Source organism: Pseudarthrobacter kochi (genome assembly GCF_055412805.1).
Map to the genome: position 1 here is coordinate 107,576 of NZ_JBVAYV010000004.1, position 26,209 is coordinate 133,784.

Annotated in this window: 22 protein-coding genes and 1 pseudogene; 14 read left to right on the forward strand and 9 right to left on the reverse strand. The window is 67.4% G+C overall.

All coding sequences use genetic code 11. The annotated features are described in order from the left end of the window. The first annotated feature begins 143 nt into the window (after positions 1-143). Positions 144-1,742, forward strand: a complete 1,599-nt coding sequence (locus ACZY0Y_RS03695) for an AMP-binding protein (protein WP_463956842.1) — start codon at positions 144-146, stop codon at positions 1,740-1,742. Positions 1,743-1,881: 139 nt separating this feature from the next. After that, complete coding sequence (locus ACZY0Y_RS03700; protein WP_463956843.1) at positions 1,882-2,208, forward strand: YegP family protein; 327 nt, start codon at positions 1,882-1,884, stop codon at positions 2,206-2,208. A 131-nt stretch (positions 2,209-2,339) separates the two neighbouring features. On the opposite strand, the gene ACZY0Y_RS03705 is transcribed toward ACZY0Y_RS03700, so the two are convergent. From ACZY0Y_RS03705 to ACZY0Y_RS03715, 3 genes are all read right to left on the reverse strand, one after another. Beyond that, entirely contained in the window at positions 2,340-2,771 is a 432-nt protein-coding gene (locus ACZY0Y_RS03705; protein WP_463886465.1) for a universal stress protein, read from the reverse strand. A gap of 52 nt (positions 2,772-2,823) precedes the next feature. Next, entirely contained in the window at positions 2,824-4,116 is a 1,293-nt protein-coding gene (locus ACZY0Y_RS03710; protein WP_463956844.1) for an aminotransferase-like domain-containing protein, read from the reverse strand. Positions 4,117-4,255: 139 nt separating this feature from the next. Then, a complete protein-coding gene (locus ACZY0Y_RS03715) occupies positions 4,256-4,819 on the reverse strand; it encodes an NAD(P)H-dependent oxidoreductase (protein WP_463886460.1) in 564 nt (187 codons plus the stop codon). A gap of 125 nt (positions 4,820-4,944) precedes the next feature. On the opposite strand from ACZY0Y_RS03715, the gene ACZY0Y_RS03720 reads away from it, so the two are divergent. The 6 genes and pseudogenes from ACZY0Y_RS03720 (at position 4,945) to ACZY0Y_RS03745 (ending at position 13,087) form a co-directional block, all read left to right on the forward strand. Further along, positions 4,945-5,541 (forward strand): TetR/AcrR family transcriptional regulator, encoded by a 597-nt coding sequence (locus ACZY0Y_RS03720; protein ID WP_463886458.1) that lies wholly within the window; start codon positions 4,945-4,947, stop codon positions 5,539-5,541. Between the two features lie 360 nt (positions 5,542-5,901). Next, a pseudogene (locus tag ACZY0Y_RS03725) lies at positions 5,902-6,887 on the forward strand (ABC transporter permease). A gap of 2 nt (positions 6,888-6,889) precedes the next feature. Further along, entirely contained in the window at positions 6,890-7,855 is a 966-nt protein-coding gene (locus ACZY0Y_RS03730; RefSeq protein ID WP_463956845.1) for an ABC transporter permease, read from the forward strand. Beyond that, entirely contained in the window at positions 7,852-10,125 is a 2,274-nt protein-coding gene (locus tag ACZY0Y_RS03735; protein ID WP_463956846.1) for an ABC transporter ATP-binding protein, read from the forward strand. Before ACZY0Y_RS03730 ends, ACZY0Y_RS03735 begins: the two co-directional genes overlap by 4 nt. A gap of 54 nt (positions 10,126-10,179) precedes the next feature. Beyond that, positions 10,180-11,892 (forward strand): ABC transporter family substrate-binding protein, encoded by a 1,713-nt coding sequence (locus tag ACZY0Y_RS03740; RefSeq protein WP_463883810.1) that lies wholly within the window; start codon positions 10,180-10,182, stop codon positions 11,890-11,892. Between the two features lie 139 nt (positions 11,893-12,031). After that, complete coding sequence (locus ACZY0Y_RS03745) at positions 12,032-13,087, forward strand: Gfo/Idh/MocA family protein (RefSeq protein WP_463956847.1); 1,056 nt, start codon at positions 12,032-12,034, stop codon at positions 13,085-13,087. An 82-nt stretch (positions 13,088-13,169) separates the two neighbouring features. On the opposite strand, the gene ald is transcribed toward ACZY0Y_RS03745, so the two are convergent. After that, a complete protein-coding gene (ald, locus tag ACZY0Y_RS03750; protein ID WP_024367237.1) occupies positions 13,170-14,288 on the reverse strand; it encodes an alanine dehydrogenase in 1,119 nt (372 codons plus the stop codon). A gap of 246 nt (positions 14,289-14,534) precedes the next feature. Between ald and ACZY0Y_RS03755 the strand changes: the two genes are divergently transcribed. Further along, positions 14,535-15,755, forward strand: coding sequence for a PucR family transcriptional regulator (locus ACZY0Y_RS03755; RefSeq protein WP_463883815.1), 1,221 nt, complete (start codon positions 14,535-14,537; stop codon positions 15,753-15,755). A 30-nt stretch (positions 15,756-15,785) separates the two neighbouring features. Here the strand turns inward: ACZY0Y_RS03755 and ACZY0Y_RS03760 are convergent, their stop codons facing one another. From ACZY0Y_RS03760 to ptsP, 3 genes are all read right to left on the reverse strand, one after another. After that, on the reverse strand, positions 15,786-16,064 hold the full coding sequence (locus ACZY0Y_RS03760; RefSeq protein ID WP_463883817.1) for a hypothetical protein: 279 nt from the start codon (positions 16,062-16,064) through the stop codon (positions 15,786-15,788). 74 nt (positions 16,065-16,138) lie between these two features. Then, a complete protein-coding gene (locus tag ACZY0Y_RS03765) occupies positions 16,139-16,561 on the reverse strand; it encodes a helix-turn-helix domain-containing protein (protein WP_463883819.1) in 423 nt (140 codons plus the stop codon). Positions 16,562-16,618: 57 nt separating this feature from the next. Then, positions 16,619-18,304 carry a phosphoenolpyruvate--protein phosphotransferase gene (gene ptsP, locus ACZY0Y_RS03770; protein ID WP_463956848.1) on the reverse strand — a complete coding sequence of 562 codons (1,686 nt, stop codon included), beginning with the start codon at positions 18,302-18,304 and terminating at the stop codon, positions 16,619-16,621. Positions 18,305-18,482: 178 nt separating this feature from the next. Between ptsP and ACZY0Y_RS03775 the strand changes: the two genes are divergently transcribed. Both ACZY0Y_RS03775 and ACZY0Y_RS03780 read left to right on the forward strand, forming a co-directional pair. Beyond that, positions 18,483-18,959 carry a MarR family winged helix-turn-helix transcriptional regulator gene (locus tag ACZY0Y_RS03775; RefSeq protein ID WP_463956849.1) on the forward strand — a complete coding sequence of 159 codons (477 nt, stop codon included), beginning with the start codon at positions 18,483-18,485 and terminating at the stop codon, positions 18,957-18,959. Positions 18,960-19,010: 51 nt separating this feature from the next. Next, the gene (locus tag ACZY0Y_RS03780) at positions 19,011-20,237 is read left to right on the forward strand and encodes an MFS transporter (protein ID WP_463956850.1); all 1,227 of its coding nucleotides are present in this window, start codon (positions 19,011-19,013) and stop codon (positions 20,235-20,237) included. 117 nt (positions 20,238-20,354) lie between these two features. Here ACZY0Y_RS03780 and ACZY0Y_RS03785 read toward each other — a convergent pair whose 3' ends face one another. Beyond that, the gene (locus tag ACZY0Y_RS03785; RefSeq protein ID WP_463956851.1) at positions 20,355-21,806 is read right to left on the reverse strand and encodes a sugar porter family MFS transporter; all 1,452 of its coding nucleotides are present in this window, start codon (positions 21,804-21,806) and stop codon (positions 20,355-20,357) included. Between the two features lie 299 nt (positions 21,807-22,105). On the opposite strand from ACZY0Y_RS03785, the gene ACZY0Y_RS03790 reads away from it, so the two are divergent. Continuing rightward, positions 22,106-23,038 carry a hypothetical protein gene (locus ACZY0Y_RS03790; protein WP_463883829.1) on the forward strand — a complete coding sequence of 311 codons (933 nt, stop codon included), beginning with the start codon at positions 22,106-22,108 and terminating at the stop codon, positions 23,036-23,038. Positions 23,039-23,093: 55 nt separating this feature from the next. Here the strand turns inward: ACZY0Y_RS03790 and rraA are convergent, their stop codons facing one another. Continuing rightward, positions 23,094-23,570, reverse strand: coding sequence for a ribonuclease E activity regulator RraA (gene rraA, locus ACZY0Y_RS03795; RefSeq protein WP_463883831.1), 477 nt, complete (start codon positions 23,568-23,570; stop codon positions 23,094-23,096). Between the two features lie 107 nt (positions 23,571-23,677). Here rraA and ACZY0Y_RS03800 point away from each other — a divergent pair, with 107 nt between their 5' ends. Together ACZY0Y_RS03800 and ACZY0Y_RS03805 are read left to right on the forward strand one after the other, a co-directional pair. Continuing rightward, positions 23,678-25,066, forward strand: coding sequence for an MFS transporter (locus ACZY0Y_RS03800; RefSeq protein ID WP_463956852.1), 1,389 nt, complete (start codon positions 23,678-23,680; stop codon positions 25,064-25,066). Positions 25,067-25,228: 162 nt separating this feature from the next. After that, positions 25,229-25,915 carry a TetR/AcrR family transcriptional regulator gene (locus tag ACZY0Y_RS03805; protein WP_463883834.1) on the forward strand — a complete coding sequence of 229 codons (687 nt, stop codon included), beginning with the start codon at positions 25,229-25,231 and terminating at the stop codon, positions 25,913-25,915. Positions 25,916-26,209: the final 294 nt, after the last annotated feature.

Sequence of the window (26,209 nt, forward strand, 5' to 3'; positions counted from 1 at the left end):
TTCCGCGGGCCGGAATCCGCGTGAGGCTACCCACTGGGCGCCGTGACGCGGCTCAACCCGGGTCCTGTCCAGGACGGGCTGGCGGCACTAGAGTGGCACCAGCCGCCGCCAGCGGGGCGGACGCGGATCAAAGGAGATGTTGCGTGTTCTCGAGCCCGTTCCCCGATGTGGACATTCCCGACGTGAGCCTGTACGAGTACCTCTTCGGTGGCCTGGAGGAGGCCGACCTGGACCGGATCGCCCTCGTCGACGGGGTGAGCGGCGCGGAGACGGACTACCGGACACTCGTGGCCCAGATCGATGCCCTGGCCGGAGCCGTCGCGGCCCAGGGCCTGGGCGTCCACGGCGTCGCGGCGATCCTGTGCCCGAACGTCCCGGCCTTCGCCGTCGTCTTCCACGGGCTGCTGCGGGCCGGCGCGACCGTCACCACCGTCAACTCCCTGTACACAGCAGACGAGATCGCCCTCCAGCTGGCCGACGCCGGCGCGCAGTGGATGTTCACCGTGTCCGCCTTGCTCCCCGCTGCCCGGGAAGCCGCCGCCCGGGCCGGAATCCCGGCCGACCGGCTGGTCGTCCTCGACGGCGCCGACGGCCACCCCTCGCTGCGGGACCTGCTGACCTCCGGCGCCCCGGCGCCGGAGGTCAGTTTCGATTCCGCCACCCACGTGGCCGTGCTGCCGTACTCCTCCGGGACCACCGGCCGGCCCAAGGGCGTTATGCTCAGCCACCGGAACCTGATCGCGAACGCCGAGCAGTCCCGCGGCCTGCTCAAGGTCACTCCCGAGGACCGCCTGCTGGCGCTGCTGCCGTTCTTCCACATCTACGGGCTGACCGTCCTGTTGAACCTGGCGCTGCGGCAGCGGGCCTGCCTGGTCACGATGCCGAAGTTTGAGCTGGCCGAGTTCCTGCGGATCATCCAGGACCAGAAGTGCAGCTACCTGTTCATCGCGCCGCCGGTGGCCGTGGCCCTGTCCAAGCACCCGATGGTCGCCGACTACGATCTCAGCTCCGTGCACACCACACTTTCCGGTGCTGCCCCGCTCGACGGCGAGCTCGGCACGAAGCTCGCCGAACGCCTGGGCTGCCGGGTGCTGCAGGGCTACGGCATGACCGAGATGAGCCCCGTGTCCCACCTGATCCCGGTGGATGCCACCGACGTGCCCGTCAGCTCGGTGGGCTACACCGTTCCGAACATGGACTGCCGCCTGGTGGATCCGGCCACGGGGGAGGAGATTGAGGTCCCGCCGGAAGGCGTCAGCGCCCCCGGACACCTGCTGTGCCGCGGACCGAACGTCATGCTCGGCTACCTCAACCGGCCGGAGGAAACGGCGGACACCCTCGACGCCGACGGCTTCCTGCATACCGGGGACATTGCCACCGTCCGGGCCGACGGCGTCGTCACGATCGTGGACCGGCTCAAGGAACTGATCAAATACAAGGGCTACCAGATCGCGCCGGCGGAACTTGAGGCGCTGCTGCTCACCCACCCCGGCATCGCGGATGCCGCGGTGATCGGAACGTCCGACGCCGACGGCCAGGAGGTGCCGATGGCCTTTGTGGTGCGCCAGCCCGGGGAGGAGGGCGTGCGGCTCGACGAGGCCGCGGTCATGGACTACGTGGCGGCCAGGGTGGCGCCCTTCAAGAAGATCCGCCGGGTCGAGTTCATCGACGCCGTGCCGAAGTCCTCCTCCGGCAAGATCCTGCGCCGGATGCTCAAGACGGCAGGGGCAGCCTCCGGGTAGGACGGGAGCGGGGCGTGCACAGCCAAACCGGTGCAGCAGACGACGATTGTGACGCAGCGAATCCCGGGCGTCCTTCCTGGATGCGTATAGTCAGGAGAAGGTCAGGACGCGGCCTTAGGCACCTCATCATGGAGCTACCATGCCAAAGATTTCCCCCGTCCTGCTTTCCGCCGCCAAACTCACACAGGCTTTTCGCGCCGCCCCGCGTGTGCCGGACCCGGCCGGGTCCGGCACCGTTCAGGTCGCCGAAGTCCGCAGCCCCTCCACGCCAGGAAAGTTCGAGCTCGTCCGTGCTGATGGGGGCGGGTTCCTCATCCGGATCCTTGACGGGAACGGGGCCGTGCTGGCCCTCTCCAGCACCTACCAGGACAAAGCGGCTGCGGTGAGAGGTGTCGAGGCCGTTCGGGAATGCGCGGCCACCTCACACATCTCGGACCAGACGGACCAGGCGCCGCCGCTTCCGTAACGGGTTGCCATGACCGCCGCCACGCGATGCCCCGGCCGGTGGCTGCCGATCACCATTGGGGGTGAGCGGATACCGCTGGCTGGTGCCAGGGAACTCCCGCAACTGCCAGCGCAGACGGCCGTGGCACGTGCTTAGGCGGAGGCGTCGGTCTTCGCGATGTAGACGTCGCAGGGTGCGTTGTGGGCCACGGAGTTGGCAACGCTTCCGAGCACGCGGCCCAGTCCCTGCATCCGCCGGTTGCCGACGACGATCAGCTGGGCCCCGGTGCGTGCGGCTTCGTCGATCAGGGCCTCGGCCGGCTTCCCGCGGGCAGCGGCATAGGTAACGTTGACGGCGGGCGTGCGGAGGCTGTCCGCGACGCCGCGGGCGACCTTCTCGGCGTCGCCCGCGTCGGAGACGATCCACTTGTCGCTGCCGCTGACGTAGACCTCGGTCCTGTCGCTGTCGAACGCGCTGACCACGTGCAGTGTGGCCCCGAGCGAGGCGGCCAGGTCAAGCGCGGTGTGCGCGGCTTTAAGGGCCGTTTCGCTGCCATCGACGCCGACAACAATAATTCCGGTCATGAATGCTCCTTGAGGTCAATGCACGTCTGCGGCCATCCGCCATTGGTTCAGGCTACCGCGCCGCGATGGCTTCCAGCAGGACAGGGGCCAGCCGGCGGACTCCTTCGCGGATGGACTCCGGCGGAACAGCGCTGAAAGCCAGCCGGATCTTGTTGGACGGTTCGGCGGAATGTGTAAATGCCGCGCCCGGAATGAAGACCACTCCGGCATCGATTGCTTTCTTTAACAGCGGGTACGTGTCCACGCCCTCGGGCAGCGTGACCCAGACGAAGAAGCCACCCTCGGGACGGGTCCAGCTCAGGCCCGGCGGCATGTACTCGTCGAGGGCGGCGAGCATCGCGTTGCAGCGCTCCTGGTACAGGCCCCGGTAAGTCTCGATCTGGCCGCGCCAGTCGTAGTCCCGGAGGTAGGCGGAGACCAGCATCTGGTTGAGGGTCGGCGGGCAGAGGGTGACAGCCTCCGACGCCAGGTAATAGCGGCGCTGGAGGTGTGCAGGGACGAGCGCCCAGCCGATCCGCAGCCCCGGTGCGAAGATTTTGGAGAAAGACCCCATGTAGATCACGTCGTCCGCGTTGTTGGCCCGCAGCGGGATGAGTGGCTTGCCGTCAAACCGGAGCAGCCCGTACGGGTTGTCCTCCAGGACCAGAATATTCGCATTGCGACATATGTTGACGACCTGCTGCCGCCGCTCCGTCGAAAGCGTAATACCGGAGGGGTTGTTGAAGCTGGGGATCGTGTACAGGAACTTGATGTTCTTTCCTGCTGTCTGCAGGGCCGCAATCTTGGCCTCGAGGCGGTCCGGGATGATGCCGTCCGCGTCCATCGGCACCGTGGCGACCTGGACCTGGTAGGCCTCGAAGGTGTTGAGGGCGCCCACATAGGTGGGGTCCTCGACGAGCACTACGTCGCCGGGGTTGCAGAAGACCTTGGTCGCCACATCCTGCGCTGACTGGGAGCCGGCGGTGATGACGACGTTCTCAGGTTTGGCGTCCAGGATTCCTTCCGCGGCCATGACTTCGCAGATCTGGGTGCGAAGCTCCTCGGTGCCCTGCCCGCCGCCGTACTGCAGTGCGGTCAGTCCCTGTTCGGCGATGATCTTCGCGGCGGTCTGGCCGAGCCGTTCCAGCGGCAGCGACTGGAGGTACGGGCTTCCTCCGGCCAGCGAGACGAGGCCGGGGCGCATCGAGATGTCGAAGACATCGCGGACTGCCGATTGCTTGATATTTGCTGCGCGCTCCGAGAACAGTTCCTCGTGGCGGTGGGCGGACGTAGCCGCACGTTCGATTGCGTCAATTGCCTCGGCCGGAAGTACCTCTGCGGCGGCATCAAGTGTTTCGTGGGTCACATCACCCAGAATACAACCAGTGTTGTCAGATAAAAAACCTTTGTTTTCAAGCCCGTGTACGGGTCTGCAAAAGTTTCCGGACGCAGAACACCCCCGGGCGCAGGAGGGCGACCGGGGGTGCTCGGAGTTCAGCCGGAAACTACGCTGCGGCGGCCGTGCGGGATTCTTCCAGTGCGGCGAAGACAGCCTTGATCTGCTCCACGACCTCGGCATCGTCCTTCGGGTGGACCTCCGCGAAGCGGACCATGGAGCCCGGGACGGCCAGCTTGACGTCCTCGAGGACCTGGGCGCCGGCGATGCCGACGGCCTTGCGGGCCTCGTCCTGGGCCCAGACTCCGCCGAACTGGCCGAAGGCGGTGCCGACGACGGCGGTCGGCTTGCCGGAGAGGGCTCCGGCGCCGTACGGGCGGGACAGCCAGTCGATGGCGTTCTTCAATGATGCGGGGACCGTGCCGTTGTGCTCGGGGGTAACCAGGAGCAGGGTGTCGGCGTCGTTCGCGGCGGCACGCAGGGCGGCTGCTGCGGCGGGAACCTGGCCTTCGACGTCGATGTCCTCGTTGTAGAACGGGATGTTGCCAAGGCTCTCGTGGATGAGGACCTCAACCTGCTCCGGGGCGTTCAGCTGGATGGCTTCGGCGAGCTTCTGGTTGGTGGATTCGGCGCGCAGGCTGCCGACCAGGGTGAGAACGGTGTTCTTGGGCATGGGAACTCCTGGATGTCGCGCCGCGGATGCTCTGCGGCTGGCTGGTCATGTGAGGCTGTTGCCAGCCTTCACTGATCAAAACGGACTGCGGTCCGCTTCTATTCCCCGTGACTAGAATGTGCGGTGTGAGCCTAATCCCCATCCGCCCGGGCGCGGAGCCCGAACGCCGCGACGCTGCCCGGAACCGCGAGCTGCTCCTCCGGGCTGCCCGCGAGCTCGTCGAGGAGTGCGGGGCGGACGGCCTGACCATGGGCACCCTCGCGCAGCGTGCCGGCGTGGGCAAAGGGACGGTGTTCCGGCGGTTCGGCAGCAGGGCGGGGCTCATGATGGCGCTGCTGAGCGACGCTGAGGCCGAGTTCCAGGGGCGGTTTATGTTCGGCCCGCCGCCGCTGGGCCCCGGCGCTCCGGCCCTGGAGCGGCTCATCGCCTTCGGCGGGGAGCGCATCGCCTGGGTCCTGGAATTCGGCGAGCTGGCCCGGGCCGCGGACGTGTCAGCCTACAACCGGTTCGACGTGCCGGCGGCCGTGCTCTGGCACCGGCATCTGGAGATGCTGCTGCGGGAAGCGGGTGTGACCGCGGACCCCTGGCTGATGGCGACCTCGCTGAGTGCCGTCCTGGAGCCCGAGCGGATCCTGCATGCCGTCCGGGTGCACCAGATTGCCCCGGAGCGCCTCGCGGCGTCCTGGCGGGAGCTCGTCTCGCGCGTTGTGCGCGGGGCCTAGCCCGGGCCGGTTGCTGGCCGGGCGGCATCAAATCAATTCCCGGAATTATTCATAACGATCTGATACCTGACTCGCGGAATGCCGGGAGAGGCGACGTCCGGCGGCAGTATCCATGTGATAGTTTCCTCTGGAATGTGACCCGCAACATAGTCCACAAGGACTCGCCGAAAGGCCTGCGGGTGGCCAGATACCCGCTGGCCCAGATCCCGGATCGGCAGCGGTAACCCCCTGCCGGATGGGGACTACGGAAGGATCAAGCTGTGAAACTTGTCAAGAATCCTGCGCGCGGCGGGGCTGTAACAGCTCCTCCGGCAGCGGCGGGCACCGCAACGGCAACGGCAATCCAGAACTAGTCGTCCCATGCTCCGATACCTCGCAAAACGTGCCATCACGTATGTCTTCATGATCTTCCTGACCACCACCGCCGGCTACTTCCTGGCCGTGAACACCCTGCAGCCGGCGCTGCTGGAGCAGGAGCGGATCCCGCGGCCCACCCCCGAGCAGGTGGCCAACTCCTTCCGGCTGAAGGGCCTGGACCCGGGCTCAGCGCGTGGGACCGCTACGTTGAGTGGCTCACGGCGATCGTCACCCGCTGGGATTGGGGCCGCAGTCCCAACGGCGCGTTCATCAACGCCGAATTCGGCGACCGGGTCTGGATCTCGACCCGGCTGTTCCTGGCCTCCATCGTCCTGACCCTGATCATCGGCGTCGCCCTGGGTGTGTACACGGCAGCCCGGCAGTACAAAGCCTCGGACCGGGTCATCACGTCCTACAGCTACCTCGTGTACATCGTGCCCGCGCCGATCGCCTACTTCCTGGTGCAGCTCGGTGCCATCAACATCAACGAGACGGTGGGCGAACGCATCTTCTTCGTCACAGGCATCTCCACCCCGGGGATGGAGGGCGGCGGCTGGGCGCAATTCGTCGACATGCTGGCCCACTATGCGGTGCCGACCTTCGCGATCACGATCGTGGGGTGGGGCACGTACCAGATCGCCCAGCGGCAATATCTCCTGGACAACGTCAACGCCGACTTCGTCCGGACGGCGCGGGCCAAGGGGCTGACCCGCAACCAGGCCATCAGCCGGCACGCCCTGCGGGTGTCCTTCATCCCCGTGGCGCAAAGCATCGCCTTCACCATCCCGGCCATTTTCGCCGGCGGCTTCTTCGCCGAAAAGATCTTCGCCTGGCACGGCGTCGGCTCCTGGAGCATCGACGCCATCGCCCTGCAGGACGTCAACGCCGCGACGGCGACCCTCGCCTACGGCTCCGTGATCTTCGCCATCGGCGCGATCCTCGCGGACTTCGCCACCACGCTGGTCGACCCGAGAGTGCGGGTGCAGTAAGCATGACAAACCTCAACGCCATCGACCCGGCCGCCGTCGCCGGCGAGGCGAAGATCGAACGCAACGACGTCGTCATCGCGAAGTCCTCGATCATCCTCCGCCGCTTCCTGCGCAATAAGACAGCCGTCGTCGGCCTGGTCGTCTTCCTGGCCCTGACCCTGTTCTCCTTTGTGGGCGGCTTCTTCACCAGCTGGGACAAGGAGACGATCGACCCGTTCAACATCGGCATGCCGCCGTCGGCCGAGCACCTGCTGGGCACCTCCCAGGCCGGCATCGACCTCTACGCCCTGACCGTGGAGGGCACCCGGATCTCGATCCTGATCGGCCTCGTCGTCGGCCTCGTCTCGGTGCTGATCGCCGCCGTGTACGGCTGCACCATGGCCTACTTTGGCGGGAAGGTGGACAAGGTCATGCTGTTCATCCTCGAAGCCCTGATCATGATGCCGGCCCTCCTGGTTGTCGCCGTGGCCACGAGCGGCGGCGGCAACGGACTGCAGAAGTCCCTGCCCAGCTGGCTCCTGCTGATCATCGTCCTGCTGGTCTTCAGCTGGATGGGCACCGCCCGGCTCATCCGCTCGCTCTCGATGTCCCTCATGACGCGCGACTTCGTCAAGGCGGCCCAGTACATGGGGATCCCGCCGCGGCGCATCGTCTGGCGGCACCTCGTTCCGAACATCGGCTCGCTGCTGGTCCTGGACATCACCCGCGGCATCACCGGCGCGATCCTGGCCGAGGTTGCGTTCTCCTTTATCGGCATCGGCATCAAGGTCCCGGACGTGAGCCTGGGTGTGCTGATCGGCCAGGCCACCTCGCAGGTCTCCACGTTCCCGTGGATGTTCTGGGTCCCGCTGACCGTCATGTTCCTGCTGACCGGGTCGCTCGCCATGATGAACGACGGCCTGCGCGACGCGTTCGATCCCAGCTCCAGCTCCGTCGGCAGCGCCAAGAAGAAGAAGAAAACCCCATGAGCCACGAAATGACTGCCAGCCCCGGATCCGCCGGCCTCTCCGCCGCCGAGCGCCTGCACGCCGCCGGGCTGCACGCGCCAGGTGATGCCCCGACGGCTGCCGTGCTCTCCGTGCGGGACCTGAACGTCCGCTTCAATACGGAAAACGGAGTGGTGCACGCCGTCCGCGGCATCGACTTCGACCTCCGCGCCGGCAAGACGCTGGGCATTGTGGGCGAGTCCGGCTCCGGGAAATCCGTCACGTCCATGGCCATCATGGGCCTCTTGCCCCCGACGGCGGAGATCACCGGTTCGGTCCGGCTCCAGGGCAAGGAACTGCTGGGACTCAGCGACAAGGCCATGTGCAGGTACCGCGGCAACGACATCGCCATGGTCTTCCAGGACCCGCTGTCTTCCCTGACGCCGGTCTACACGGTCGGCAACCAGATCATCGAGGCGCTCACGGTCCACAACCCGGCCATGAGCAAGCAGGCCAAGGAAGCGCGCGCCGTCGAGCTTCTCGGCATGGTGGGTATCCCCAGTCCGAAGGACCGGCTCAAGGCCTTCCCGCATGAGTTCTCCGGCGGCATGCGCCAGCGCGTCATGATCGCCATCGCGATCGCCAACAACCCGCGGGTGCTGATCGCTGATGAGCCGACGACGGCGCTCGACGTCACCATCCAGGCTCAGGTCCTTGAGGTCCTCCACACCGCGCAGGAGGAAACCGGCGCCGCCGTCGTCATGATCACCCACGACCTGGGGGTCGTCGCCGGGATGGCCGATGACATCATGGTGATGTATGCCGGCAAGCCGGTGGAGACAGGCAGCGTCGACGACATCTACTACAATCCGCGAATGCCGTACACGATGGGCCTGCTGGGTGCCGTGCCGCGTGTTGACGTCGCCGAAAAGTCCTCGCTGGTGCCGATCGAGGGCATTCCGCCGAACCTTATCCACACCCCCACAGGCTGTTCCTTCGCCCCGCGCTGCCCGCTGGCCAGCGACGCCTGCCTGCAGGGCGAGCCGGAGCTGTGGCCCGTCGCCGGGGACAACCCGGAGGGCGGCCTGCCGCACCAGGCCGCCTGCATCAAAACCGATTCCCTGGGCCTGGAAGTGGACGTCCGCGAGGTCTTCCGGGCCCCGGCCGTTCCGGTGTCACGCTTTGACGCGATCCCGCGCGAAGAGCGCCGGACAGTGCTGGAGCTCCGGGACGTCAGGAAGCACTTTCCCCTGATGAAGGGTGCCCTGCTCAAGCGCCGGATCGGAACGGTCAAGGCGGTCGACGGGCTGAGCTTCGACATCCGCGAGGGCGAGTGCTTCTCCATCGTCGGCGAGTCGGGCTGCGGCAAGACCACCACCCTGCTGGAAATCATGGAGTTCCACAAGGACCAGGACGGCGAGGTGGTCATCGGCGGCCTCAGCAACAAGGAAGCCTCCGACGCCAGGACCAAGAGCGCCATGCGCAAGGAACTCCAGATGGTCTTCCAGGACCCCACGGGCGCCCTCGACCCGCGTTTCACCGTCTTTGAGGTACTGTCCGAGCCGCTCGAGAATGCGGGCATGGCCAAGCCCCGGATCCGGGAGCGGATCATGGAGCTGATGGAACTTGTGGGCCTCCAGCCGGACCACGTCAACCGCTTCCCCAACCAGTTCTCCGGCGGCCAGCGCCAGCGCATCGGCATTGCCCGCGCCCTCGCCGTGAACCCCAAACTGGTGGTCCTGGACGAGCCGGTGTCCGCCCTCGACGTGTCCGTCCAGGCCGGCGTCATCAACCTGCTGGACCAGCTCCGCGCGGAGCTCGGGCTGAGCTACCTCATGGTGGCCCACGACCTCTCCGTGGTGCGGCACATCTCCAACCGCGTGGCCGTGATGTACCTCGGGAAGATCGTGGAAATCGGGGACGTGGACAGCGTCTTCGACAACCCGCGCCACCCCTACACCCGGGCACTGCTGTCGGCGATTCCGGTCCCGGACCCTGTCCTGGAACGCACCCGGGAACGCATCATCCTGCAGGGGGACCTGCCCTCGCCGCTGGAAGCCCCCAAGGGCTGCAACTTTGCCACCCGCTGCCCGGTCTTCGCGGCTCTGCCGCCTGCCAGGCAGGAGAAATGCCTGACCCTGGAACCCGTGCTGGCAACCGTCACGACGTCACCGGACACCGTGCGTGCCGGAGCCCCGGCCGCTACCGGCCGCCGGGCCGCCCCCGCGGCCCCCACAGACCAGCAATTCGCCTGCTTCTACCCGGACGGCGAACTGGACGCGGACATGCTCGTTGTCCACGAAACCACCTGACCTACCAGGCACACGCATCACAACTTGCACCAAAAATGGAATGAAGGGGAACACATGAAGAATCTGACCAAGATCGGCGGCGTTACCGCCGTCGTCGCAGCGCTTGCGCTGACCGCTTGCGGCGGTGGCGGCGGCGCCGCAAAGGGTCCTGAGGCCGCCAAGGGCCAGGACGCGGGAAGTGATCTGGCCAAGCTCGTCAGCATCAACGCGAAGGACGCCAAGGACCTGCAGCCGGGCGGCACCGTCACCCTGCCGCTGGGCAACATCGGTCCGGACTTCAACGGTTTCTCCAACAACGGCAACAGCGCGGACAACACCGCCCTGCACCGCCCGATCGACGAGGCCGGCACGTGGGGCTGCTGGAATTTCGACTTCGACGGCACCGCCACGCCGAACAAGAATTTCTGCGAGGACGTCAAGAGCGAGGTCAAGGACGGCAAGCAGACCATCACCATCAAGGTGAACGAGAAGGCCAGCTACAACGACGGCACCCCGATCGACGTCAAGACCTTTGAGAACACCTGGAACATGCTCAAGGGCGAGAACAAGGACATCGACGTCGTCACCTCCGGCGCGTACGAGTTCGTTGACTCCGTCAAGGCCGGCTCCAGCTCCAAGGAAGTCGTTGTCACCACCACCCAGCCGGTCTTCCCGCTGGATGCACTCTTCACCGGCTTCGTCCACCCGGCCGTGAACACCCCGGCGATCTTCAACGAAGGCTTCACCGGCGACATGCACCCGGAATGGATGGCCGGACCGTTCAAGCTGGACCAGTACGACAGCGCCGCCAAGACGGTCACCCTCGCCCAGAACGACAAGTGGTGGGGCACCAAGCCGGTCCTGGAAAAAGTGGTCTTCCGCCAGCTTGAGAGCAGCGCCGCGATTGCCGCATTCAAGAACGGTGAAATAGACGGTGTTTCCGCAAACACCATCACCCCGTACAAGCAGCTGGACGGCACCAAGGACTCCGAGATCCGCCGCGGCCAGCGTCTCTTCGCCGGTGGCCTGAACCTCAACGCCCAGAAGGCGCCGATGAACGACGTCGCCATCCGCAAGGCGATCTTCACCGCCGTCGACCGCGAGGCACTGCGCAAGGTCCGCTTCAACGGCCTGAACTGGGAAGAAACCAGCTCCGGATCGATGATGCTGCTGCCGTTCTCCAAGTACTACCAGGACAACTACCCCGTGAAGGAAACCGGCGCCGAAGCCGCCAAGAAGGTCCTCACCGACGCCGGCTACAAGGCCAATGCCGCTGGCGTCATGGAGAAGGACGGCGTCCCCGCCGCCTTCAAGATCAGCAACTTCGGTGACGACCCCACCACCCTGGCTTTCGCGCAGACCCTGCAGAGCCAGCTCAAGGCCGGCGGCATGGATGTTGGCATCGACCAGCGCGCTTCTGCCGATTTCGGCAAGGTCCTGGGCAGCCGCGACTTCTTCATGAGCGTCTCCGGCTACACCGTGGGCGCCGACGCGACCGACGCCGTCAAGCAGTTCTACGATTCCAAGACGAACGAGAACGAACTGGGCGACGCTGAACTGGACGCCGAGATCAAGAAGCTCTCCACCATTGCCGACAACGCCGAGCGCAACAAGGCGGCTATGGAAGTTGAAAAGAAGCACATGGAAAAGTACTTCTCCATGGGTGTTGTGATGAACGGTCCGCAGATCTCCTTCGTGCGCACCGGCCTGGCCAACTACGGCCCGTCCCTGTTCAAGAGCCTGTCCCAGGTTCCGGACTGGACCACCCTCGGCTGGGAAAAGAAGTAACCCCACCTCCCCTTCAGACGCTCCCTCACCTTTAGCAGCTTTTTGGGCGACGCTCCCTCACCTTTCGAGGGGGCGTCGCCTTAATTACTGCGAAATCCGAGGGAGCGCCGGGTGAGTGGGCGGGGGGTACCGTGGAGCCATGACAACCGTTTCCCCCGGGCCCATCCGCACAGCTGTCGCCGGCTTCGGCCTCTCGGGCAGCGTGTTCCATGCCCCGCTGCTGGCGGCCGACCCCGCGTTTTCCGTCGCGGTGATCTCCACTTCCGACGCCGGCAGGCAGTCCGCCGCAGCCGCCCGGTACCCCGACGCCCGGATCGTCGACACCCCGGCGGACATCCTTGGGATCGCCGGCGAACTGGACCTGCTGGTCCTTGGCACCCCGCCGGCCACCCACTACCCACTCGCGAAAGCCGCGCTGGAAGCCGGACTCGACGTCGTCGTCGACAAGCCGTTTGCCGTGCGCAGCGCGGAAGGCGAGGAACTCATCCGGCTCGCCGCCCGGCTGGGCCGCGTGCTTACCGTTTTCCAGAACCGGCGCTGGGACGGTGACTACCTGACCGTCCGAGGCCTGCTGGAGCGCGGCGTCCTCGGCACTGTGACGCGGTTCGAATCCCGCTTCGAACGCTGGTCCCCCGACGTCGCCAAAGCCTGGAAGGCGGCCGCAACGGCGGACGACGGCGGCGGGGTCCTGTTTGACCTTGGCACCCACCTGCTGGACCAGGCAGTGCAGCTGTTTGGCCCCGCCACGGTCACCCACGCCGAACTGGCGGCCCGGCGGCCCGGGGAGAAGGCCGACGATGACGTCTTCCTCGCCCTGCGGCACGCATCCGGGGTGACCAGCCACCTGTGGATGAACATGCTCTGCGCCCAGCAGGGGCCGCGCTTCCGGCTTTTGGGCACCGGGGGCGGTTTCACCAAACACGGCGTGGATCCGCAGGAGCCGTTCATCGTGGCTGGCGGCAGCCCGCTGGACCCCGACTACGGCGTCGAGGACCGCGACTGGGCCGGGCTGCTGGGCCGGGACGGCCACCTGGACCGGCTGCCCACCGAACGCGGCGCCTACCCGGACTTCTACCGGATCCTGGCGGACAAGATCAACGACGGCGGGGCCGCCTCGGCGCTGCCCGTCCCGGTGGACCCGGCGGGGCCGGTGGAGGTGCTGCGGCTGATCGAGCAGGCCCGCGCCCTGGATTAAACGCAATCGACTGCTCCGAAACCGCCGTTTTGGGGGTCCAAAAGGGCGGTTTCGGAGCAGTCGATGCGGCTACCAGAGGGTGTTACGCGGAGACGAGCTCGTGCCAGTCGGCGACGAGCGGCAGGTTGTGCGCCTCGGAGACCGAGCGGTGGGCGACCTTGCCGCCGGCGATGTTGAGGCCGGCGGCGAGGGCGGCGTCGCGCTCGAAGGCGGCCTTGACGCCCAGGTTGGCCAGCGAGACGGCGTAGCGCAGGGTGACGTTGGTCAGCGCGTACGTGGAGGTGTTCGGCACGGCGCCCGGCATGTTGGCCACGCAGTAGAAGATCGTGTTGTGGACCTTGTACGTCGGTTCCTGGTGCGTGGTGGGGTGCGTGTCCTCGAAGCAGCCGCCCTGGTCCACCGCGATGTCGACCAGCACGGAGCCGGGCTTCATCCGCGAGACGAGCTCGTTCGTGACCAGCTTGGGGGCCTTGGCTCCCGGGATCAGGACGGAGCCGATGACGAGGTCGGCGTCGACCACGGACTTCTCGATCTCGTAGGCGTTGGAGGCAACCGTCTTCAGGCGGCCCTGGTACTGGGCATCCAGTTCGCGCAGGCGGTTGATGTTGATGTCCAGGATGGTGACGTCGGCGCCGAGGCCCAGGGCCATCGCGGCGGCGTTGGTGCCGGCAACGCCGGCGCCGAGGACGACGACCTTGGCCGGGCGGACGCCCGGTACGCCGCCGAGCAGCACGCCCTTGCCGCCGGCCGGAGCCATCAGCGAGGTGGCGCCCACCTGGACGGACAGGCGGCCGGCAACTTCGGACATCGGGGCGAGCAGCGGCAGGCTGCGGCCTTCCTGGACGGTCTCGTAGGCGATGGCGGTGACGCCGGTGTTGATGAGTTCCTGCGTCAGTTCCGGCTCGGCCGCGAGGTGCAGGTAGGTGAAGAGGATCAGGCCCTTGCGGAAGCGGTGGTATTCGGCCTTGACCGGCTCCTTGACCTTCATGACCATATCGGCGCGGCCCCAGACGTCGTCGGCGTCGGCGACGATCTCGGCGCCGGCGATGGCGTATTCCTCGTCCGTGATGCCCGAGCCCAGGCCTGCGCCGCGCTCCACCAGGACCGAGTGGCCGTGGGTGCGGAATTCGTGGACGCCGGCAGCCGTGATGGCGACGCGGAATTCATTGTTCTTGATCTCTTTGGGGACACCGATGATCATTTGTGGGCTCCAGTGCTGGTGGCCTTGCGGGCCGGGTGAATGCGGGGAAGTCGTACTTCCAGAATAAATCCGGTTGTGAGGCAAGCGACAGGAGCTGCCGCGCGGTAATGCCCGCTGCCCGCGGAAATCCGGGCCTTTTCAAATAGTGGGCTGGACATTTGTCGAACCGGCAAGCGTCAGGTGTCGCCTGCTGTCCGTTGTCGGCTTCGTTCGCCGCGGCGCCCTCCCGCGCAGTAGTCTGGCAGGATGCAGCAGCAGGATGTCGAACAGCTCGTGGAGCAGGTCGCACTGAGACTGGGCCGCGGCCTCTCGCTGGAGGATCTCGACGGTCAGCTGCTCGCCTACAGCTCCAACCAGTCGCACGCGGACCGGGTCCGGGTGAACTTCCTGCTCAGCAAGCGCGTGGCGCTGGACGTCAGCGCCTGGCAGCTTTCGCACGGGATCGCGACGGCAGTCCGCCCCGTGGTCGTGCCCGCCAATGAGGAGCTCGGGATGCTGGGCCGCGTCTGCGTTCCCCTGCTGGTGCGGGGTTTCCGGGTGGGGTACCTGTGGGTCCAGCTGGAAGCCGGGGAGCCGAACGCGACGTCGGTCCTCACCCACCTGCCCGACGTGGCCCGGGAACTGGAGCAGCTCTCGGCCCTGCTGCTGGACTCCAACACGGCCGAATCCGAGTTCCGCCGACGCCGCGAACAGGAATTCCTGGCCGCCTGCCGGGGCGAGTCCAACGCCGTCGCGGCCGTGGCCGGCTGGAAGGAAGTGCAGGGGCGCGGCCCCTGGCAGCTCGTGACGGTCCTCGATGCCGATGGCTGGGCGGAAGGCTCGGATCCGATCGCCTCCACGCTGATCCACCGTTCCGCGGCGCTGCAGGCCACCATCGGGGTGGATGCCGCGCTGTTCAGTGCCGGCACGGAGACCCACGCCGTTGTCTTGTTCAAGGAATCGACCGGGCGGGCGGACCACGCCCAGGTGCTGGTCCACTACCAGCTGGAGCTGGCCAAACGCTCCGGCCGGCCGGTCCACCGGATCATCCTCGGAACCTCGGAAGGCGTTGCGAGGCCACGGGAACTCGCGGATGCGTACCGCCAGTCGCGGCAGGCCGCGCAGGCAGCGGCGGTGGACCCCCAGCTGGGGGAGCTCGTGGACTGCCGGGCGACGGGGATCTACCAGCTGCTGGCCTCGGCCGGCGGCGGGGCGGGGGCGTGGGCGGACGCCGGCTCGGTCTATTTCCGCCTCCTGGAGGACCATGACCGGAACCAGGAGCTGCTGCCGGTGCTGGAGCTTTTCTACGACAATGACGGCTCAGTCCAGGAAGTGGCGGACAAACTGCACCTGCACCGCAGCAGTATCTACAACCGGCTGGGCCGGATCCGGCAGCTGCTGGGCGTCGATCCGCTGAAGGGGATCGTGCGGCTGGAACTCCACGCGGCGCTCAAGGCGCGGCGCTGGGCGGCCCGCCCCAGGATCTGACCCGGGGGCGTCCCGGGGAGACTGCCGAGCTTAGGTGCCGCGGCCGTCGCGTTCGCGCTGTTCGGGCTCCCGTGCGGTGCCGGGGCCGGGGTCGGCATCATTACGGTCCGCGGCGCGGGCTGTTTCCCTCGCTTTTTCCCTCCTGCGGAGCGATATCCTGCTGTCGATCCACATCGAGACGGCCACAAATGCAACACAGCTGGCCATAAACGCAGCGGTGTTGTTCAGCCCCATGGCATTTCCGAGGATGCCGGTGAGCACCATGGCGGCAATGCCGGCCACGATGTGCCACCCTCTGAACTTACCCACAATTCAAGCGTAACCCCGGCCGTCTCCACGTTTCCGCGCAGCCCCTGGATCGTTGTTTGATCCTTATCACCCCGTCACGAAGCATCTGCGGCACCGTCATCCCCGTGGTCCGAAGCGCCGTCGGCGGTATTGTTCTTCTTCTGCTTTTCCAGCCAGGCCATGATGTCGGCGAGCCGGATCCGCCGGTGCGTGCCCCGGTATTCCACCGGGATTTCGCCGCGGTCCGTCATGTTCCGCAGGTAGGTGTGGGAGATGCCGGCCAGTTCGGCGGCCCGGGACGTGGTCAGCATTTCCTCGACGCTGCTGACCGTCACCGCTTCGCCCCGGCTGAACCGGGCCAGCAGGTCAACGGCGGCGTCCCGTGCCTGGGCCGGCAGCCGGTGGACGGTGCCGTCGACAAACACCGTGATGTCGTCGCTGCCGTTGAGGGCGTACCGGAGTTTCTGCGCGTCCTCAGCCGGAAGGGCGGCCGTCACCCGGGGAGCAATCAGTGTCATGGTGTGCATCCTAGCGCCCCGGCTGCGGCCTCACACTGCGGCTGCCCTGCTGCAGCCCTACAGTCCGAGTTCCTCGAGGACCGGCAGCTTTTCCCGGACCCAGGCGCGGGCCTCGGCGGCGCTGGGCGCGGAGAGGGCCAGTTTGGCCAGCTCCTGCGCCTCGGCCAGGGTGACGGTTTTCAGCACGGCGGCCACGGCGGCCAGGGACCGGGCTGTCATGGACAGGGTCGAGACGCCCAGCCCGGTCAGGACGACGGCCAGGGCCGGGTCCGCGGCGGCCTCGCCGCAGACGCCGACCGGTTTGCTGTGGCCCTCCGCGACGGAACCTTCCACGGTCAGGCCGACGAGCCGGAGTACGGCAGGCTGCCACGGGGTATTGAGGGCTGCGAGCGGGCCAAGCTGGCGGTCGGCGGCCATGGCGTACTGGGTGAGGTCGTTGGTGCCCAGGCTCGCGAAAGCCACCTCCCGGAGGATGGCCTCGGCGGTGAGTGCCGCGGACGGGACTTCCACCATGACTCCGGGGGTCTTGATCCCGGCCTCGGCGCACAGCGTCGCGAAACGGGCGGCCTCCTCCGCGGTGGAAATCATCGGCGCCATGACCCAGACGTCCGCCTCGGATTCCTGCTCGGCCCGGGCGATGGCCTGCAGCTGGCGTTCCAGCACACCCGGTGTGGTGAAATCCGTGCGGTACCCGCGGACGCCGAGGGCGGGGTTTGGTTCGGTGGCGTCGGTGAGGAAGGGCAGCGGCTTGTCCGCGCCGGCGTCGAGCGTCCGGAGCACCACCTTCTTGCCGGGGAAGGCATCGAAGACGCCCTTGTACGCGGCGGCCTGTTCGTCCACGGTGGGCTCGGTGTCCCGCTCCAGGAAGCAGAATTCGGTCCGGAACAGCCCCACGCCCTGCGCGTTCAGCTTCGCGGCGGCCAGGGCATCCTTGGCCCCGCCCACGTTGGCGAGCAGCGGCACGAGGTGGCCGTCCGCCGTCGCGCCCGTTCCATCGAAGTCTGCCAGCAGCGAGGCGGTGGCGGCCCAGTGCTCTGCGGCTGCCCGCTGGGAGTCATCCGGGTCCACGGTGATCAGGCCGGCGGCGCCGTCGACGTAGACCTCGGTGCCGTCCGGGAGCCGGTCGACGCCGGTAGCGGCAACGACGGCGGGCAGCCCGAGGGAGCGGGCGATGATCGCCGTATGGGACTGCGGGCCGCCGCCGGCCGTGAGCAGGGCCAGGATCTTCTCCGGATCCAGGGTGGCGGTGTCCGCCGGGGCCAGGTCCCCGGCGATCAGGATGAACGGGGTGGGGGAGGACGGGATGCCCGGGGCCGGGACGCCGCGCAGTTCGGCCACGATCCGGGCCCGGACGTCCAGGACGTCGGTGGCGCGCTCGGCCATGTAGCCGCCCAGGTTGTGCAGCATTTCCGAGACGGAGGCGCCGGCTTCCCAGATGGCCCGCTGGCCGGAGGTGCCGCGGCCGATCAGCCTGGCGGCCGACTTCAGGAGCATCGTGTCCGTCGCCATCAGGGCGGTGGCTTCCAGGACTGCCTTCCCGTCGCCACTGACGGTTTCGGCCCGGGCCTTCAGTTCATCGTGGACGGACTTCGCGGCCGTCTTCAGGGCCGCCGTCGCTTCCTCAGCCGTGACGCCGGCCGGCAACTGCTCCCCGGCGGGCGGCTCGCTGACGGGTTTGGGCATCTGGCGGATGGTTCCGACGATGCGGCCTGGGCTGACGCCTACTCCTGGGAAGTGCTGCACTGAAGGTCCTCATTCTCTGCCGTGGGCCGGTAAGCCGGTGAACCGGGCGGGCCTGCCGACAGCTGCGTCAGCCGGTGGATTCCGGTACCTGAAAAAATTGTATGTGATGCACTTCATAGAGCGGTGCTATGGGTGCAGACTTGACCCTTAGGCAGCCTAATAGTTAGGCTACCTAACTATGAACGCCAGTGAATCCGCCGACCCGGGCCTCGTCGGTCTCGCCCAGGACTTCCGCGAGGCCCTCCGCCACAGCATCTACCTGGTCCGCCGGCTGGACGCCGACGGCGAACTCAGCGCCGCCCAGCTCAGCACGCTCAGGATGCTGATGGACGACACCGGCGCCGCGCCGACTGGGCCCAAAGGTGTGCGCGTGGGCGACATCGCGCGGAACCTCGGCGTCAAGGTGCCCAGTGCCACCGAGCAGATCATCAAGCTCGAGCGCGCCGGCCTCACCCGCCGGGAACCGGACCCGGACGACGCCCGCGCCGTCCGCGTGGCCCTCACGGAAGAGGGCCTTGCCGCCGTCGAGTCCGCCAGTGAGCGCCGCAATGCCGTTATGGTCGGCATCCTCTCGTCCCTGTCGGACGGCGACCGTGCCGCCCTCGCGGCGGCCCTCCCGGTCCTCGGCAAGATCAAAGCGACGCTTCAGGCCTGAGACTCAACCAAAAATCCCATCACCTGAATCCCCTGAATTAGGAGTGCACCTATGCACGGCCAGTCCGCCGGAACCCTGCCGGCAGCCGAAGTTACCCTCGAGGCTGAGAAGGTCTCACTACTCAAACAGCCCAAGGCGGTGTGGGCGACGGCTCTCGCAGCGGTGTTCGCCTTTATGGGCATCGGTCTGGTGGACCCCATTCTGCCGGCGATCGCCAAGAACCTGGAGGCCTCTGCGAGCCAGGTTTCACTGCTCTTTACCAGCTATTTCCTCGTGACGGCCGTCGCCATGCTGATCACGGGCTACGTCTCGTCCCGGATGGGCGGAAAACGGACGCTGCTGATCGGACTGGCGGTGATCGTTGTCTTCGCGTCGCTGTCCGGCACTTCCGGAAGCGTGGCCGAGCTCATCGGCTTCCGGGCCGGCTGGGGGCTGGGCAATGCCCTCTTCGTGGCCACGGCGCTGGCCGTGATTGTCGGCGTCGCCAGCGGCGGTGCCGGCACGGCGATCATCCTGTACGAGGCCGCCCTGGGCTTGGGCATCTCACTCGGACCGCTCCTGGGGGCAGTCCTGGGCGGCTGGCAGTGGCGCGCGCCGTTCTTCGGAACCGCCGTGCTGATGGCCGCGGCGTTCATCGCCCTGATCGCCCTGCTGCCCAAGACCCCGTTGCCTGAGCGGAAGGTCCGGCTCCGGGACCCGCTCCTCGCGCTGGGGCACAAAGGACTCCGGACGACGGCGGCCAGCGGCCTGTTCTACAACTACGGCTTCTTCACCATCCTTGCCTTCACGCCCTTCATTCTGGGCATGGACGCCTACGGGATCGGAGGCGTGTTCTTTGGCTGGGGCGTCGCCGTCGCCGTCTTCTCCGTGTTTGCCGCACCCGTGTTGCAGAACCGCTTCGGGGCCGTCCGGGTCCTCAGCGGCACCCTGGCCCTGCTGATGCTGGATCTGGTGGGACTGGGACTGGCCGCCGGGCACTCGGTGCCCGCCGTCGTCGTGCTGGTGGTCATTTCCGGGGCGCTTCTGGGCGTCAACAACACCATCTACACGGAGCTGGCCATGGGTGTTTCCGATTCGCCGCGGCCCGTGGCCTCCGCCGGATACAATTTTGTGCGCTGGATGGGCGGCGCCCTGGCTCCGTTTGCCGCCGCGCAGCTGGGCGAGCACTTCGGCCCGCAGGTGCCCTTCTTCGCGGCTGCGGTGGCCATGGTGGCGGCCATTGCCGTGGTCCTCGGCGGACGCCGCTACCTGGCCGCGCACGAGCCCCACGTGGTCTAGTAGTAGCCGACGCGCCGGGTGCCCATCCCGCCGAGGTGACAGTTAATGCCCATGTTCCCGCGGAACATGGGCATTAACTGTCACCTCGAGCGGCGGAAGGGCGGGGCGCAGTGCGGCTCAGGCCTTGGCGGAAGCCTTCGCGGAGCCCTTCGGGACGAAAAGGGTCTCGGCGTGCTCCAGGGACATGCCGTTGGTCTCCGGCACCTTGAACTTCACGAAGAAGAACGACGCCGCCGCGAACGTCGCGTACATGGCGTAGGTCAGGGGCAGGGAAACCGCCGCCATGACCGGGAAGCTCAGGGTGATGGCGAAGTTGGCGACCCACTGGGCGGCCGCGGCCAGGCCCAGGGCGCGGGCGCGGATCCTGGACGGGAAGATCTCACCCAGCAGCACCCAGACCAGCGGGCCCCAGGAGGCGCCGAAGCTGATCACGAAGGCGTTGGCGGCCACCAGGGCGGCCGGACCCCACGCGCCGGGAAGCGAAATCGCGTCGCCCGTTCCCGTGGCTGAGGCGAAGGCCAGGGCCATGGTGCCCAGCGAGGCGGCCATGCCGATGGAGCCCGCGAGCATGATGGGGCGTCGCCCGATCCGGTCCACCAGCGCGATCGCCACGAGGGTTACGAGGATGTTCGTGATCGCGGTGGCCACGGAGATCGTCAGCGAGTCCTTCTCCTGGAAGCCGACGGCCTTCCACAAAGTGGTGGAGTAGTAGAAGATCACGTTGATGCCGACGAACTGCTGCAGGACGGACAAGATGATGCCGATCCACACCACGGGCTGCAGGCCAAAGACCTTGCCGCGGAGGGAGCCCTTCTGGCCCGCGAGCTTGTCTTCCTCGATGGCCTTCTTGATGTCGCGCAGGTGGCGGTCCGTGTCCTCGTCCGGGGCGATGGACTGGAAGATCTTGAGGGCCTCCTCGTCCTCTCCCTGGACGACCAGGAACCGCGGCGACTCGGGCAGGGTGTAGGCAATCCAGCCGTAAACGACGGCGGGCACGGCAGCGGCGAGGAACATCCAGCGCCAGGCTTCAATACCGAACCAGAGGGCCTGGCCGGCTCCGCCGGCGAAGTTCGCGAACAGGGCGTCCGAGAGCAGGGCGGCGAAGATACCAGTGGTGATGGCAAGCTGCTGGAGCGAGGCCAGCCGGCCGCGGACGTGGCGCGGTGAGATCTCGGAGATGTAGGCCGGAGCGATGACGGAGGCCAGACCGATGCCCAGGCCGCCGACCAGGCGCCAGAAGATGAGGTCCCACACGCTGAAGGCGAAGCCGGTCCCGACCGCACTGACCAGGAACAGCAGGGCGCCGAGCTTCATGGCGGGGATGCGGCCGTAGCGGTCGGCGATCTTGCCGGCCAGGTAGGCGCCGGCCGCGCAGCCGAGGAGGGCCACGGCCACGGCGAAACCGGTTACGGCCTCGCTGAGCGCGAATTCGTCCTTGATTGCGTCGACGGCGCCGTTGACCACCGAGGAGTCGAAACCGAAGAGGAAGCCGCCCACGGCGCCCGCCACGGCCAGCCAGATGACCCGCTGGGGGATCCTGGCTGCGGTCTGGTCTTGGGTGGTTGTCATCTGGCTCCCTCGGCATTTCGCGTTCCGCGGCCGGCGCCGCAAGCTACCAAGTCTTACACCGGAGCCGGAGCGGTGCACGTCACAGGACCAAAAATGAGAGAAAACATACAGTTTGGCGGGGCGCGGTAAGCGAGCACCGCCGTCGAACCGTCCAGGTGAGACTTCGCGCCCATGTCCGGTCCCGCCATGGGCGCGAAATCTCACCCCGGCGGCCCGACGTCCAGGAGTTGTGGAAGACGTGTGGTTGCGGCGTGTGGATAACTTAAGCGGGCGGCGCCGGATCCGATCATGATGAGGGAATGCGCCGACTTGAGCTCCCAACATTCCTGGCGGACGGATCGTTCTCCGTCCAGGCTGCGGATGCCGCCGGGGTCCCGCGGAAGCGGACCCGTGCCCAGGATCTGATCACGGTCTCCCGCGGTGTCCGCATCCCGGCCGGCAGCAGTGCACACGGCGCGGCAGCGCTGAGGGCGTACTGCCAGCTCGACGACTGCACCGTACTCTGCCACTTCACCGCGGCGAGGCTGTGGCGCGTTGGCCTTCCCCTGTGGGCGGACTGCGACTGGCGGATCCACCTTGCCCGGCCGCGGGGTGGCAGCATCCCGAAGCGGTCCAACGTGGCGGGCCACCGACTCGCTCTGGCGCCCGGAGACGTGGTGATGTTCGACGGCGTCAGGGTTACCTCGCCCGAACGCACCTTCCTTGACCTGGCTGCGGCTCTGCCGTTGGACGATCTGGTGGCTGCCGGCGATGCCCTGGTCACCGAACACGGTCCGGAGTTCCCGTCGCCCCGGGCGGCCGTGTCGAGCATCGAGGCGCTGAACAGGATGCTGCTTCAACACCCCGGCGCCCGGAACATCCGGACCGCGCGGGAGGCCCTGGAGTACGTGCGCGTGGGTGCGGATTCCCTGCCCGAAACGCACTTGCGGCTCGCCCTGGTCCGCGGCGGCCTTCCGGAACCGGAGCTCAACTACGTGGTCTGGGGCCCGGCCGGTGCCCCGGAATTATGGCCGGACGCGGCCTATCCGGCCCACCGGATCTCGCTGCAGTACGACGGCGCCCACCATGACGGACCAGGCCAGCATCTGCGCGACATCCGGCGGGCACGGACCACGGACCGGCTGGGCTGGGTCGAGGTGAGGATCTCGAAGGACGACCTGGCGGGCGATCGCCCCGCAGCCATCGGTAGGGTCCGGCGGGCCCTCCAGTCCCGGGGATGGACACCGAGGTGAGATTAGGCGCCCATGGTGTTTAGCGACATGGGCCCGAAGTCTCACCTCGGCGGGATCAGTGCTCGACCAGGATCCCGTCCGGGTCACACCAGATCATGGCGCCGGGCCGGAGGACGACGCCGTCGATCTCCAGTTCCACGTCACTCTCGCCGGCACCTGCCTTGGCGCTCTTGCGCGGGTTGCTGCCGAGCGCTTTCACCCCGAGCGGCAGTCCGGCGATGGCCGTCCGGTCGCGGATGGCGCCGTTGATCACGACGCCGGCCCAGCCGTTCGCGACCGCGCTGGCCGCGATCAGGTCCCCCATCAGGGCCGTGCGCAGCGAGCCGCCGCCGTCCACCACCAGGACGGCGCCGTCGCCGGGTGTGGCGAGAGCGGACTTGACCAGGGCGTTGTCCTCGAAGCAGCGGATGGTGCGGACCGGGCCGCTGAAGTGCGTCCGGCCGCCGAGCGACTGGAACTGCAGGGCCACGGAGTCGAGCTCCTCACCCCGGACGTCGTAGAGATCGGCGGTATTTACGGCGGATGCGGCCATCGGTTCTCCTGAGCTGGAAATTAGGGGCGGATCGTGGTCCCCACGATAGTCTGGCTGCACACCGATCTTCAGCGTGCGTCGTAAGTTTCCGGGGGGAACCGAATTACATGAGCCTGTCCGATCCTCCCGGCGCTGCTCCGGACCCAGCCCGTGACCCCGCCGCGGCACCCTCGACGGCAGAACGCCCGACGACGGAACGCCCGACGACGGAACGCCCGACGGCGGAACGCCCGACGACGGAACGCCCGACGGCGGTGGCGCTCGCCGAGCCCGACCGGGCGGTCCGGCCCGTCTGGATCGCCGGGGTTGTCCTCGTCAACCTCGGCATCAACGCGGCATTCTTCGCCCCGCTCCAGGTGCTCCTCGGCCAGCAGGCGGCAGCATTCAGCGAGGCCGACAAGGAGGCCATCCTCGCCCTCGTGACCGGGGCGGGCGCGGCGGTCTCACTGGTCGCCAATCCGCTGTTTGGCGCGTTCAGCGACCGCACCTCCTCGCCCCTGGGCCGACGTGTGCCCTGGGTCCTCTTCGGCGCCGTCCTCGGCGCTGCGGCCCTGATTGCCCTCGCCGGGGCGCCGAACGTTGCCATCATGACGCTGCTCTGGTGCCTCGTGCAGGCCGGCTGCAACGGCGCCTATGCCGCCATCACCGCGGCCATCCCGGACCGCGTGCCCGTGGCGCAGCGCGGAACGGTGGGCGGCCTGGCCGCCATGGGACAGACGGTCGGCATCCTCATCGGCGCCGTGATCGCGGCAGTGGTGACGGGGAACTTCGCCGTCGGCTATGTGGTCTGCGCCGTCGCGCTGCTCGCCGGCGTCGTGCTGTATTTCTTCAGGAACGACGACGCCCGGCTCCCTGCGGCGGCGCGGCCGCCGTTCCGCCTGGCCGGCTTCGTCAAGGGTTTCTGGATTTCCCCGGCGCTCCACCCGGACTTCGCCTGGGCCTGGCTGACCAGGCTCCTGGTGAACATCGGCAACCACATGGTCACCCTTTACCTGCTCTTCTTCCTCACGGATGCGGTCCACCTTCAGGAGACGCAGGGCATGGCGCCCGAGTTCGGCGTGCTGATCCTGACCGGACTCTATGCGGTGATGGTGATCATCAGCAGTGTGATCGGCGGCCGGCTGAGCGACCGGATGGGGAGACGGAAGCCGCTCGTGATCATGTCCTCGGTCATCATCGCGGCGGCCTCGCTGATCCTGGCATTCGCGCCGAACTGGATCGGAGCGCTGCTGGGCGCTTCGGTGCTGGGCATCGGCTTCGGCTGCTACCTTGCGGTCGATTTCGCCCTCATTACCCAGGTGCTCCCGGCGGCGCTGAGCCGCGGCAGGGACCTGGGTGTCCTGAACATCGCCAATTCCCTGCCGCAGGTGCTCGCCCCGCTTATCGCGTTCCCCTTCGTGACGCTGTGGGGTGGATACGTTTCGCTGTACGTGGCGGCCGCGGTGATTGGGCTGCTGGGTGCCGTGTTCGTGGTCAAAATCAAGGGCGTCGACTAGCCCGGAAAGTGCCGCCGTCGTGGCTCCGTCCGGGCCGCTCCGGCCGTGGATGTGACTGGCTTTCGGCCCGGGGGCGTGGCGTATAGTGGACGGGAATTGCCGCGGCAGTGCTGTGGGGGATCCCTCCCGGCTGCCGAGAAAACCGACCCCGGAACGCTGCTGATGCCTGAACTTCACTCAGAACTTCCACCGATGGCCCCGCCGCCCAGCCTGCCCAGGCAACGGCTCCGCTACACCCGGATCCTCGACGTCGCCGCCGGGTTCGTGCGCAAGGGACTGGATTCCGTGGTTCTCTCGGAGGTCGCTGCCCGGGCTGATGTTCCGCTCGGCACCCTGTACCGATACTTTCCGTCCGCCACCCAGCTGGTGCTGGCGCTGTACCGTAAGCAGCTCACGGAACTGTACGCCGCCAACTCCCCTGCGGTGCCAGCGGCCGGCGCCGCCGCTGCATCGACAAGCACCGCCGCTGCCCCGGCGAAGAAGTCTGCGGGACGCTCCGCGAAGCCACCCGCAGCGGACGCCTCGGGCGACGTACCGGCCCACGCGCTCGTCGGCGTCGTGATGGAAATCTTCCACATGCGCCTCATGCAGCCTGCCGTGGAGCAGTGCCTCAACAAAGTCGTGTACACCAAGGACACGGACACCACGAAGCTGCTCCGCGAGATCGACGCCACGGCCGAGAAGGCGGTCACCGCCGTCAGCGGCGACGCCGCCATCTCCCGGGTGCTGCTGCTGACCGTCACTGGACTGGTCCAGTCGGTCCGCTGCCGCCGGCTTTCCCTCTTTGAAGCCGAGGAAGACCTCAAGAAAGCCTGCTTCCTGCTGACATGCGGCCGCTCAGCGGCGTAACTGGTCTAGACCAATCTGACTTTTTACTCGCCGGTAGCGGACCTTTTGAGTGATGTGGATCACAAAAAAGCTTGGATAAACGTTTCACCATTCGCGGCAGTGTGTCCGACGACACTTCATGGCCCGCGGCTTTGTTTACCATTGCAGAACCGGAGCGGCCCCGCCGCTTGCAGTACACGGAGCACCGCCGCCGGCCCACCAACCTCGGGCCGCTGCCGACGTTCCCCAGAACATCTTGAGCATCCCTGTGCTTGAGCTTCCATGAGCCGTATGCCCACGGTGAGCCCCAGGAGA

Excerpts from the sequence above, each read along its gene's own strand:
- ACZY0Y_RS03700 (WP_463956843.1), top strand. The coding sequence starts at position 1,882 with ATGCCAAAGATTTCCCCCGTCCTGCTTTCCGCCGCCAAACTCACACAG.
- ACZY0Y_RS03705 (WP_463886465.1), bottom strand. The coding sequence starts at position 2,771 with ATGACCGGAATTATTGTTGTCGGCGTCGATGGCAGCGAAACGGCCCTT.
- ACZY0Y_RS03715 (WP_463886460.1), bottom strand. The coding sequence starts at position 4,819 with ATGCCCAAGAACACCGTTCTCACCCTGGTCGGCAGCCTGCGCGCCGAA.
- ACZY0Y_RS03730 (WP_463956845.1), top strand. The coding sequence starts at position 6,890 with ATGACAAACCTCAACGCCATCGACCCGGCCGCCGTCGCCGGCGAGGCG.
- ACZY0Y_RS03735 (WP_463956846.1), top strand. The coding sequence starts at position 7,852 with ATGAGCCACGAAATGACTGCCAGCCCCGGATCCGCCGGCCTCTCCGCC.
- ACZY0Y_RS03740 (WP_463883810.1), top strand. The coding sequence starts at position 10,180 with ATGAAGAATCTGACCAAGATCGGCGGCGTTACCGCCGTCGTCGCAGCG.
- ACZY0Y_RS03745 (WP_463956847.1), top strand. The coding sequence starts at position 12,032 with ATGACAACCGTTTCCCCCGGGCCCATCCGCACAGCTGTCGCCGGCTTC.
- ald (WP_024367237.1), bottom strand. The coding sequence starts at position 14,288 with ATGATCATCGGTGTCCCCAAAGAGATCAAGAACAATGAATTCCGCGTC.
- ACZY0Y_RS03755 (WP_463883815.1), top strand. The coding sequence starts at position 14,535 with ATGCAGCAGCAGGATGTCGAACAGCTCGTGGAGCAGGTCGCACTGAGA.
- ACZY0Y_RS03765 (WP_463883819.1), bottom strand. The coding sequence starts at position 16,561 with ATGACACTGATTGCTCCCCGGGTGACGGCCGCCCTTCCGGCTGAGGAC.
- ACZY0Y_RS03775 (WP_463956849.1), top strand. The coding sequence starts at position 18,483 with ATGAACGCCAGTGAATCCGCCGACCCGGGCCTCGTCGGTCTCGCCCAG.
- ACZY0Y_RS03780 (WP_463956850.1), top strand. The coding sequence starts at position 19,011 with ATGCACGGCCAGTCCGCCGGAACCCTGCCGGCAGCCGAAGTTACCCTC.
- ACZY0Y_RS03785 (WP_463956851.1), bottom strand. The coding sequence starts at position 21,806 with ATGACAACCACCCAAGACCAGACCGCAGCCAGGATCCCCCAGCGGGTC.
- ACZY0Y_RS03790 (WP_463883829.1), top strand. The coding sequence starts at position 22,106 with ATGCGCCGACTTGAGCTCCCAACATTCCTGGCGGACGGATCGTTCTCC.
- rraA (WP_463883831.1), bottom strand. The coding sequence starts at position 23,570 with ATGGCCGCATCCGCCGTAAATACCGCCGATCTCTACGACGTCCGGGGT.
- ACZY0Y_RS03800 (WP_463956852.1), top strand. The coding sequence starts at position 23,678 with ATGAGCCTGTCCGATCCTCCCGGCGCTGCTCCGGACCCAGCCCGTGAC.
- ACZY0Y_RS03805 (WP_463883834.1), top strand. The coding sequence starts at position 25,229 with ATGCCTGAACTTCACTCAGAACTTCCACCGATGGCCCCGCCGCCCAGC.